This is a genomic window from Stenotrophomonas sp. YJH_SMC_16, assembly GCF_059367875.1.
Genome location: NZ_JCAFRH010000001.1, coordinates 951,025 through 961,709, shown reverse-complemented (window position 1 = coordinate 961,709; position 10,685 = coordinate 951,025). Strand labels below are relative to the sequence as shown.

6 protein-coding genes are annotated in these 10,685 nt (G+C 69.4%); 5 read left to right on the top strand and 1 reads right to left on the bottom strand.

The features are described from left to right. Nucleotides 1-51: 51 nt before the first annotated feature. The 3 genes from AC5P6E_RS04305 (at nt 52) to AC5P6E_RS04295 (ending at nt 4,244) form a co-directional block, all read left to right on the top strand. Nucleotides 52-492 (top strand): hypothetical protein, encoded by a 441-nt coding sequence (locus AC5P6E_RS04305; RefSeq protein WP_010482305.1) that lies wholly within the window; start codon nt 52-54, stop codon nt 490-492. 160 nt (nt 493-652) lie between these two features. After that, on the top strand, nt 653-913 hold the full coding sequence (locus AC5P6E_RS04300; RefSeq protein WP_010482302.1) for a YcgL domain-containing protein: 261 nt from the start codon (nt 653-655) through the stop codon (nt 911-913). Next, nucleotides 906-4,244 carry an ankyrin repeat domain-containing protein gene (locus AC5P6E_RS04295; protein ID WP_329832410.1) on the top strand — a complete coding sequence of 1,113 codons (3,339 nt, stop codon included), beginning with the start codon at nt 906-908 and terminating at the stop codon, nt 4,242-4,244. The genes AC5P6E_RS04300 and AC5P6E_RS04295 overlap by 8 nt, the downstream gene beginning before the upstream one ends. 75 nt (nt 4,245-4,319) lie before the next feature. Here AC5P6E_RS04295 and AC5P6E_RS04290 read toward each other — a convergent pair whose 3' ends face one another. Beyond that, nucleotides 4,320-6,098 (bottom strand): monovalent cation:proton antiporter-2 (CPA2) family protein, encoded by a 1,779-nt coding sequence (locus AC5P6E_RS04290; RefSeq protein ID WP_197576863.1) that lies wholly within the window; start codon nt 6,096-6,098, stop codon nt 4,320-4,322. 346 nt (nt 6,099-6,444) lie between these two features. Between AC5P6E_RS04290 and mgtE the strand changes: the two genes are divergently transcribed. Beyond that, on the top strand, nt 6,445-7,815 hold the full coding sequence (gene mgtE / locus AC5P6E_RS04285) for a magnesium transporter (protein WP_010482288.1): 1,371 nt from the start codon (nt 6,445-6,447) through the stop codon (nt 7,813-7,815). Nucleotides 7,816-7,937: 122 nt separating this feature from the next. Further along, complete coding sequence (locus AC5P6E_RS04280) at nt 7,938-10,658, top strand: bifunctional acetate--CoA ligase family protein/GNAT family N-acetyltransferase (protein ID WP_490848869.1); 2,721 nt, start codon at nt 7,938-7,940, stop codon at nt 10,656-10,658. Nucleotides 10,659-10,685: the final 27 nt, after the last annotated feature.

Here is a 10,685-nt window from a genome sequence, read left to right as displayed (position 1 = left end):
ACCGCCGTTGTTCCCGCAACCTACCCGCACCCTCGACAAGGAGATGTTCCGATGCGCCGCACCCTGATGATCGCCACGGCCACCGCACTGCTGGCCCTGGCCTCCACCGCTTCTGCCCGCGATACCCGCGTGGAGCAGTCCCTGCAGGAACTGGTCAGTTCGCAGGCTGCCAAGGACGCCGGCATCGACGGCAGCGTCCGCTTCTACCTGGCCGGCCAGCCGGTCAGCGTGCAGCAGCGCCTGGGCGAAGACGTGACCAACAAGAAGACCAACGCCGCCAACAAGAGCGATGCCGAAGCCTGCCGCTGGGTCGCACTGTCGGCGCTGCGCGCGTTGCAGGACGGCGCCAAGTCGCGCGGCGCCAACGCCGTGGTCGACATCGTCAGCTACTACAAGAAGAACGAGTTCAAGAGCAGCACCAACTACGAATGCTACGCCGGTGCGATCCTCGCCGGCGTCGCGCTGAAGGGTACCTACGCCAAGGTCAAGTAAGCGCCTGCGTGGTGCCGGCCGTGGCTGAACGCCGCCGCCACATTGCTGAACCCCGCCGGGGAAACGCCGTCGATCACGCCGTCATCGTCGGCTGACGGCTTTCCCCGGTGTCGGCTTTCCGACACAATCATGGCTCTTCCCGGGTTATCGTCCCGCGGACATGCACGCCTACGTCTATAAAAGCCAACTCAAGCCGGACACCTACGTCTACGTTCCCCGTCGCGATGATTTCAGCGCGCTGCCTGCGCCGCTGCTCACCTCGCTGGGGACGCTCGCCTTCGTCCTGGACGTGGCCCTGGATGCTCAGCGCCGCCTGGCCCAGGCCGATCCGGAAAAGGTCCGCAGCGAAATGAGCGAGCGCGGGTTCTACCTGCAGGTGCCGCCGTCGGTGGCCAGCCTGATGCCGCGCCACTATGACTGACACGTCCCGTCCGCGCGCCCTGTCGATCGTCTTCGCCGTGGGCGCCGTGCTGGCGCTGGGCGCCGCCGTGGGCGGCGTTCCAGGCGCCATCCTTGCTGCACTGGCGCAGCCGGCGTTCGCGCTGGGTGTGTCGTGGTGGCGGCGCAGCCGCGCGCTGCTGCCGCTGAAGGTGGTCGCGCGCCAGGACCTGCCGGCGCTGCTGGCGTTGTGGACGGCAGCGCCGTTGTTGCTGGCGCTGCTGCTGGCCTGGCCGCTGGCCGCACTGCGTGACAGCGGCAGCCTTGCGGCGGTGCTGGGCCTGAGCGTGCTGGTCAGTGCCGGCCTGCTGGCGGCCTGGCGCACCTGGCCGCTGTGGAACGATGTCGAACGCCTCGATGGCAGCCTGGCCCAGCACTGGCAGGCGCTGGCTGGGCGCGACCTGACCGCCTGGCGTGGCCTCGGCGTGGCCGCGCTGGTGATCGCGCTGGCCGCGCTGGTGGTGCTGCCGGCCTGGCCGGGCCTGCTGCCGGAAAGCGCGCGCTGGCCCGCCGCGCTGGCGGTCGTGCTGCTGTCGCCGGTGCTGCACCTGCTGCTGCAGCGGGTCGCGCCCGCGCCGCTGGTGTCGCTGCGCGCGAGCCCGTTGGCCACCGCCGGCAACGAGCACGAACCGATGTTCGCCGCCGCGGCCGAAACCGCGCCGCTGGAGGCGATGGCACCGCAGGAACTGACCCCGGCACTGTATGAAGCCGCCCGCCATGGCCGCATCGACCGGGGCCTGCAGCTGCTGCAGGCCGGTGCCGATCCGTATGCGCTGCCGGACCCGAACTGGCGCGACCAGCGCAGCCTGGCGGTGCTGGCGGCGGTGCTGCCGGACCTGCGCCTGCTGCGCGAACTGATCGCCCGCGGCGTCGATGTGAATGCGCCGCACCGGGGCATGACCCCGCTGCTGGCCGCCACCCGCGACAGCTGGCACGGCCGCCCCGAAGCGGTGATGACCCTGCTCGCCAACGGCGCCGACTCGCGTGCCGTCGACAGCGATGGCAACACCCCGCTGCACCATGCCGCGCGCAGTTCCGACCCGGGCGTGGCCGCGCTGCTGCGCGATGCCGCCGCCGAAGTCGATGCGTTGAACAACGAGGGCTGGTCGCCGCTGGCGGTGGCCTGCCAGGTCGGCAACTGGCGCCTGGCCCGCTTCCTGCTCGAACGCGGTGCGCGCAGCGAACCGGCCGAGGGCACGCCGGTGCTGCTGGCCGCCGCTGCCACCGAAGATGACGATCCGGCCGGGGTGCAGCTGCTGCTCAAGCACAAGGCGCGCGCCGACGCCCGCGATCGCCAGCGCCGCAGTGCATTGCACGAGGCGGCCCTGGCCGGCCACGTGGAGATCATCGGCGTGCTGCTCGGCGCCGGTGCCAATCTGGAAGCGCGCGATGCGCTGGGCCGTACGCCATGGCTGGAAGCGGCCCGTGCCGGTCGTGCCGCCGTGGTCGAGCATCTGCTGCCGCACAAGCCGGACCTGGTCGCGGTGGACGGCGAAGGCCGCAACGCGGTGCAGCTGGCGGCGATGGCCGAGGATGTCTCACCGCTGCTGATCAAGCGCCTGGTCGAACTGGGCATCGCCGCCGATGCCGCCGATCCGGTCGGTCGCCGTGCGGTGGACTACGCTGCCGAAGCCGGCCGCTGGGCGATCGTGGCTCTGCTGGACCCCTCCTATCCGTTGCCGGCCGCGGTCAGTGATGGCCTGGCCGAGCGCGGCGAAGCCGCCAGTGCCAGTGGCCTGCTGCCGGACCGTCCGCCGTTGACCCTGCTGCGTGAAGCGCTGGGCTTCGGCAACACCGAAGGCATGGCCGCGCTGGCCAAGCTGTGCCAGCCGGAAGAACTGGGTGGCCTGCTGCTCGATCCGGAACTGGCGCTGGAGCCGCGTGCGGTCGATTGGCTGCTGGCCCACGGTGCCGATCCCTACGTGCGTGACGCCTGTTCCGACACGCCGATGTTCGCGCTGTTGTCGCGCGGCATCGACGCGGTGCCGGCGCTGCAGGTCATGCTGCAGCGTGGCCTGTCGCCGGCCGGACGCGGTGGCCTGGCACGCTTCCTCGCCGCGTGTGCGCAGCACGACCAGGCCGCCCGTGGCCTGGAACAGCTGGCACTGGAACTGCTGGAACGTGGCGCCGATCCGTTCGCCGCCTCGCCGGCCGGTGATCCGCCGCTGTCGCTGGCGGTGCGCCTGGGCTGGCTGCGCCTGCAGCAGGCCCTGCTCAAGGCCGGTGTCGATCGCGAAGCGCGCGACAGCCATGGCATGACCGCATTGCATCTGGCCACCGCATTGGCCCGCGAAGGCGCGCTGAAGCTGCTGGTGCAGCACGGTGCCTCGCCGGAAGCCCGTGCCGCCGACGGCCAGACGCCGCTGGGCGTGGCGCTGTCGATTGGTCGCCGCGATCTGGCCGACTGGCTGGACTGGCGGGTATGGCCGTTGCCGCGCCGCACCCTGCGCGAGGCCGATCTTCCGGCCGCCGCGATGGCTGGTGACGTGGATGCGGTGCGCCGCCTGATCGATCTGGGCTTCGCCGTCGACGCGGTCGATGCGCAGGGCTGCACCGCGCTGCTGCGCGCCGCCGGTGGTGGCCATCTGGCGGTGACCGACCTGCTGCTGGCGCGTGGCGCCGATCCGCAGCACGCTGCGGCCAGTGGTGCCACGCCGCTGTCGGCGGCGGTCAGCATGCGTCAGGTGGATATCGTTTCGGCCCTGCTCGACGCCGGCGCCAAGCTGGAACACCGCCTGCCGGGCGGCGTGACCGTGCTGATGCTGGCCTCGGCGCTGGGCCTGCCGGACATCGTCGCGCGCCTGCTCACCGCCGGCGCCGACGTGCATGCCGGTGACGCGCAGCAGCTGGGCCCGCTGCACTGTGCCGCGCTGTACGGCTTCAGTGCGCGCGACCGCTCGCGCCTGCTGGCCCTGCTCGACACCCTGCTGCTGGCCGGTGCCGAACCGGACCAGGCCGCCGCCGGTTCAGTCACGCCGCTGCTGCTGCTGCTGGGTGCGCGTGCCGAGCCGGGTACTGCCTGCGACGAGCAGGTGGTGATGGCGGCGGTGGAGCGCCTGCTGGATGAGGATGTCAGCCTGGACGTGCGCGATCCGCGCGGCTTCGGTCCGCTGCACCTGGCCGCGCTGCATGGCCTGCCGTTGCTGGTGCAGCGCCTGCTGCGTGCCGGTGCCGATCCGGAAGTGCGCGACAGCCTCAACCGCAGCCCGCGCGAGATCGCGGTGATGCGCGGCTTCATCGACGTGGCCGGTGAGTTCGAACCGCGCGTGCCGGGCGTTTCGTCGATGGCGCGGTTCCTGCGCGACAACGGCTGATTCCTGGAAAAGGGTCGTGCCGGCCGCTGGCCGGCAACCGCAATCTGTGGTGGGTGCCGACCGTTTGTCGGCCCCCTACTTGCCGTCGCTTTCCGCGTCGGCCTCGAACAGATGCATCAGGTCGTTGCGTGCGTCGCGCGAGGTCTGGATCACCGCCGCCTCGTCGTCGTACACCAGATACTGGTCGCGCAGCAGCTGTTCGTCGTGCTCGCGGAAGCGCTGCACATGGCGTTCGGCAACGTCCGGTGCCACGCCCAGCGCGGTCAGCACGCGGCCGCTCATCTCCAGGCTGGTGCCGAACACTTCGCGGAACGGCTCGGCCGACATGTCCATCAGGCGCCACGCATGCTGGCGGTTGCGTGCACGCGCCAGCACCGTCGCGTCCGGGTACAGCCGGCGCACCATACGCACCGCGCGCAGGTTGGTCTCGGGGTCATCCACGGTGATCACGAACACATCGATGTGCTCGCCGCCCGCAGCGCGCAGCATCTCCGGCCGGGTCGGGTCGCCGTAGTACAGCTGGTTGCCGAAGCGGCGCAGGTCGGCCACGGTGTCCGGGTTCGCTTCCAGCGCCACGAACGGCACCTTCTGCGCGGTCAGCAGGCGCGCGATCACCTGGCCGAAGCGGCCCATGCCGGCGATCAGCACCTTGGGCCGGTTGTCCGGCGCCACCTTGTCGGCCTCGGCGGCCTGGCGCGGCGCCGCCTTCTCCTGGCCCAGAAGCTTGAGCAGCGCGATCATCAGCAGCGGCGTGATCGCCATCGACAGGCCGACGATCGCCACCAGCCGGTCGTGGTTGGCGTTGCCCAGCAGGTGCGCGCGCTGCGCCTCGTTGAATACGACGAAGGCGAACTCGCCGCCCAGCCACAGCACGCTGCCCAACAGCAGTGACTGCCGCGAACTGAGTTTGGCGATACGCCCGATCACGTACAGCAGGCTGAACTTCACAACCAGCAGGATCGCCACCCCGGCCGCGATCAGCCACGGCTCGGCGGCGATGCGGTCGAGGTCGATGCCCATGCCCACCGCGATGAAGAACAGGCCCAGCAGCAGCCCCTTGAACGGCTCGATCTGCGCTTCCAGTTCGTGCCGGAACTCCGAATCGGACAGCAGCACGCCGGCCAGGAACGCGCCCAGGCTGGGGCTGAGGCCGGCCTCCTGCATGAACCAGGCAGTGCCGAGCACCACCAGCAGGGCGGTGGCGGTGAATACTTCCGGGCTGCGGGTGCGCGCGATGATGCTGAACACCTTGCGCAGCACCGGGCGCCCGCACAGGATCACCACCGCCAGCGCACCCAGCGCCACCATCGCATCCTCGATGCGCAGGGTCTCGTTCTTCGCCCCGCCCAGCAGCGGGATGGCTGCCAGCAGCGGGATCGCGATCAGGTCCTGGAACAGCAGGATGGCAAAGCCCAGCCGGCCATGGTCGCTGTTGATCGCCTTGTGCTCGGACAGCAGCTGCAGGCCGACCGCCGTGGACGACAGCGCCAGTGCCACGCCCACCACCAGCGCGCTTTTCCACTGGAAATGGTCAAGCAGCAGCAGGCCGCCCAGCACCAGCCCGGACAGCGCCACCTGCGCCGCACCTGCGCCGAACACCGAGCGCCGCATCACCTTCAGGCGTGCCGGCGACAGCTCCAGGCCGATCACGAACAGCAGCATCACCACGCCGATCTCGGCGGCGCCAAGGATGCGGTCGGCATCCTGCACGAACCCCAGCCCGTCCGGGCCCAGCACCACACCGGCCGCCAGGTAGCCCAGCACCGCACCGAAGCCGAATTTCTTGAACACCGGCACGGCGATGACCGCCGCCAGCAGCAGCACCAGGGCCAGTTCCAGACCACCGCTATGCATGGGAATACCTGGTCATCGGGGAAGCCCGCAGTGCGTCCATTCGGGTGGGGGAAGGGGTGGCGAGTACCACCGCGTCATTATGCGCGCCGGCCTGTGTATGCACGAGAACAACCTGCCGGGCAGGCGCCCTGCGCACAGCGGCCGGGTTGACCTGCATGGCCCACGGGTCCAGACTGCCCGCCGCTGGCGGCGCGTCCGCCGGCACACGCATCCCGGAGTTCCCAACCCATGTCCAGCGACAGTAGAAGTCGACCTCGTTCGACGCCAGCGATGGCCACCGCCTGACATCGGGACGGTTTGCCTGCGTTGGCGTTGCGCGAGGTCGCACCCCCACAAGGCAAACCCGATGAACCAGAAGCAATTGCTGCGCCCGGTGGCCGATGCCGCCGCACTGGCCGCGCCATTGGCGAACTACAACACCGCCGATGCGGTGGAATTCCTCAACACGCTGGAACTCGTGCGCGCTGCGGAAACGCTGGCCGCGCTGCCGTTGCCGCGTGCGGTGAAGATGCTGGAGGCACCGGAACTGCACCGCAGCGGCGAACTGGTCGCCGCGCTGCCGCCGGCCCGCGCCGCCGCCCTGCTTGGGCTGATGGCCGATGACCGTGCCACCGACATCGTCCACGAGCTGGACGAGGAAGAACGCGCGCGGCTGATCCCACTGCTGGGCACCGACGCCCGCCAGGCCATCCAGAAGCTGCTCAGCTACCCGCCCAACACCGCCGGCGCGCTGATGACCACCGAGTACGTGGCGGTACCCGCCAGCTGGACCGTGGCGCAGACCCTGCAGCACATCCGCCAGGTCGAGCGCACCCGCGAGACCGTGTACGCCATCTACGTGCTCGACCCGGCCAGCCAGCAGCTGCAGCAGGTGGTGACCATGCGCCGGCTGATCACCGGCCTGCCGGAGGAGTCGATCCTGGACGTGGCCCAGGTCAATCCGCCGGTGACGGTGGATGCGCTGATGGACCAGGAAGAAGTGGCGCGGCTGATCCGCCGCCACGACCTGCTGGCGATTCCGGTGGTCGATGCGCAGCTGCAGATGCTCGGCATCGTCACCGTCGACGACGTGCTCGATGCACTGATCGAGGAATCCACCGAGGACGCGCACAAGTTCGGTGGCATGGAAGCGCTGGACAAGCCGTACATGCAGATCGGCTTCTTCGAGATGCTGCGCAAGCGCGCCGGCTGGCTGAGCGTGCTGTTCCTGGGCGAGATGCTGACCGCCAGCGCGATGCAGCACTACGAGGACGAACTGGCGCGCGCGGTGGTGCTGACCCTGTTCATCCCACTGATCATGAGTTCGGGCGGCAATTCCGGTTCGCAGGCCACCTCGCTGCTGATCCGCAGCCTGGCGCTGCGTGAACTGCGCCTGCGCGACTGGTGGAAGGTGGCCATCCGCGAGATCCCGACCGGCATGGTGCTGGGCGCCATCCTTGGCTGCCTGGCCATCGTGCGCATCGTGATCTGGCAGCTGGGCGGCCTGCATGACTACGGCGAGCACTGGATCCTGCTGGCGATCACCATCGGTGCCGCCCTGGTCGGCATCGTCACCTTCGGCTCGCTGTCCGGCTCGATGCTACCCTTCATCCTCAAGCGGCTCGGCTTCGACCCGGCCAGCGCCTCGGCGCCGTTCGTGGCCACCCTGGTGGATGTCACCGGCCTGGTGATCTATTTCAGCATCGCCGCGATGATCCTGCACGGCACGTTGTTGTAAGCCGGAGCCACCGTGCCGACCTTGGTCGGCACGCAGAACAAAAAGGGGACGGAGGGGATTAAGTCGTTTGTGGCACAAACGACTTAATCCCCTCCGTCCCCTTTTTTGGGTACCGTAGGCGCATGAGTACCTACCACCTGCAGTCTGTGTTCCGTCCGCAGTCGGTCGCGGTGATCGGCGGCAGCCCGCGTGAGCGTTCGGCCGGCCGCGCGGTGATGCGCAATCTGCGCGGCACCGGCTTCCCCGGCAAGGTGGCGTGGATCAACCCGCGGCATGCCGAGATCGATGGCATCCGCACGGTCAAGCGCTTGAAGGATCTGGACTGGGTACCGGACCTGGTGGTGATCACCGCACCGGCGGCGATCGTGCCGCAGGTGGTGCGTACCGCCGCCGAGCGCGGCGTGCAGGCGGCGATCATCCTCACCGCGCACCTGGGCGAAGGCCCGGGTTCGTTGTCCGCACAGGTAGAGGCGGTGGCGCGCAAGCATGGCCTGCGCATCCTCGGGCCGCACTGCCTGGGCGTGATCGCGCCGCACGCGCGACTCAACGCCAGCATCGCCGCGCACTTCCCGCAGGCCGGTGATCTTGCGTTGATCTCCGAATCCTCGGCCATCGCCGCCGCGCTGGTGGAGTGGGGCGTAGCGCGCTCGGTCGGCTTCTCCGCGGTGGTCTCGCTGGGCGACACGATGGACGTCGACTTCGGCGACCTGCTCGACTACTTCGCCACCGACTACCGCACCCGCGCCATCCTGCTCTATGTCGAGCAGATCAAGGACGCGCGCAAGTTCATGTCGGCTGCGCGTGCCGCCGCCCGCGCCAAGCCGGTGGTGGTGGTGAAGTCCGGCCGCGCCGAGCGCGTGCAGCCGGGCAGCCGCGATACCCATGTGCAGGCACTGGCCCGCGCCGACGACGTGTACGGCGCCGCGTTCAACCGTGCCGGCCTGCTGCGCGTGGGCGCGCTGGACGAACTGTTCACTGCTGCCGAATCCCTGGGGCGGTTGGGCACCTTCCCGGGCCGTCGCCTGGCGATTCTCAGCAACGGCGGCGGCGTCGGTCGCCTCGCCGTGGACCAGCTGATCGCATTGCGTGGCACCCTGGCCAACCTGTCCGACACCACGGTCGAAAAGCTGGACGCCGTGCTGCCGCAGGGCTGGTCGCGCAGCAATCCGGTCGACATCGTGGTCGACGCCGATGGTGACCGCTATGCCGCGGCCATCGAAGCGCTGCTGGCCGACAACGAGAACGACGCGGTGATGGTGGTCAACGTGCCGACCGCATTCACCTCGTCCGCAGACGCTGCGCAGGCGCTCACCCGCACGCTCGGCCTGCGTCCGCGCCATCATCGCGACAAGCCGGTGTTCGCGGTGTGGCTGGGCAACGATGACCAGGCCACCGCCACGCTCAACGCGGCGCGGGTGCCGACCTATCCGACCGAGGCGGAGGCAGTACGCGGCTTCCAGCATCTGGTGCGTTACCGTGAAGCGCAGAACGCCCTGATGGAAACGCCACCCAGCCTGCCGCAGGACTTCAGTGTCGATGCAGCGGCCGCACGCGCGCTGGTCGATGCCGCGTTGGCCAACGGCCAGCAGTGGCTGGACCCGCTGGCCACCCATGAACTGCTCAAGGCCTACGGCATTCCGTCCGCACCGGTCATGCATGCGCGCGATGCGCACGAGGCGATGGACCTGGCGCAGCCGCTGCTCGAGCGCGGTGCCACGGTCGCACTGAAGATCCTGTCACCGGACATCCCGCACAAGTCGGAAGTGGACGGCGTGCGCCTGAACCTGTCCACGTTGCCGGCGGTGCAGAGCGCGGCCAACGCGATCCTGTCGCGCGCACGCCAGCTGCGGCCGGATGCCCGCATCGATGGCCTGCTGGTACAGCCGACCATCGTCCGCCCGAAGGCACGCGAGATCATTGTCGGTATTGCCGATGACGCGACGTTCGGCCCGGTGATCGTGGTCGGCCGCGGCGGCACCGCGGTCGAAGTGATCAACGACAAGGCGCTGGCGCTGCCCCCGCTGGATCTACGCCTGGCCCATGAGTTGATCGGCCAGACCCGGGCTTCGCGCATCCTCAAGGCCTATGGCGATGTGCCCGCCGCCGACGAGCGTGCACTGGCGCTGGCGCTGGTCAAGCTGGCACAGCTGGCCGCGGACATTCCCGAAGTGCGTACGCTGGACATCAACCCGCTGCTGGTTGACAGCAAGGGCATTCTTGCCCTCGACGCACGCGTGGCGGTGGCGCCGTCGCGCATTCTGCACAAGGGCCGCGGTCATCCGCGCTTCTCGGTGTTCCCGTACCCGAAGGAGTGGGAGCGCACCATCGAACTGTCCGATGGCGGCCGCGCCTTCGTGCGTCCGGTGCGTCCGGAAGACGATGCGCTGTTCCGCGCATTCTTCGCCCGTGTCAGCGACGAGGACCTGCGCCTGCGCTTCTTCCAGTCGGTGAAGCATTTCAGCCACGAGTTCATCGCGCGCCTGACCCAGCTCGATTACGCACGCTCGATCGCACTGGTGGCGATCGAGCCGCGCAGTGGCGAGATGCTCGGTGCGGTACGCCTGCACGCCGATGCCGATTACCACCGCGGCGAGTACGGCATCCTGATCCGCTCGGACCTGAAGGGCCACGGCATCGGCTGGCGGCTGATGGCGATCATGATCGAGTACGCCAAGTGGCTGGGCCTGGACGTGGTGGAAGGCCAGGTGCTGCGCGAGAACAGCACCATGCTGGCGATGTGCCAGAGCCTGGGCTTCAAGACCAAACTCGACCCGGACGACCCGACGGTGATGATGGTGACCCTGCCGGTGCAGCAGGTCGAAGTGCCTGAGACCCCTCTGTAGAGCCGAGCCCACGCTCGGCTGCCTTGC

Excerpts from the sequence above, each read along its gene's own strand:
- AC5P6E_RS04280 (WP_490848869.1), top strand. The coding sequence starts at position 7,938 with ATGAGTACCTACCACCTGCAGTCTGTGTTCCGTCCGCAGTCGGTCGCG.
- mgtE (WP_010482288.1), top strand. The coding sequence starts at position 6,445 with ATGAACCAGAAGCAATTGCTGCGCCCGGTGGCCGATGCCGCCGCACTG.
- AC5P6E_RS04295 (WP_329832410.1), top strand. The coding sequence starts at position 906 with ATGACTGACACGTCCCGTCCGCGCGCCCTGTCGATCGTCTTCGCCGTG.
- AC5P6E_RS04305 (WP_010482305.1), top strand. The coding sequence starts at position 52 with ATGCGCCGCACCCTGATGATCGCCACGGCCACCGCACTGCTGGCCCTG.
- AC5P6E_RS04290 (WP_197576863.1), bottom strand. The coding sequence starts at position 6,098 with ATGCATAGCGGTGGTCTGGAACTGGCCCTGGTGCTGCTGCTGGCGGCG.
- AC5P6E_RS04300 (WP_010482302.1), top strand. The coding sequence starts at position 653 with ATGCACGCCTACGTCTATAAAAGCCAACTCAAGCCGGACACCTACGTC.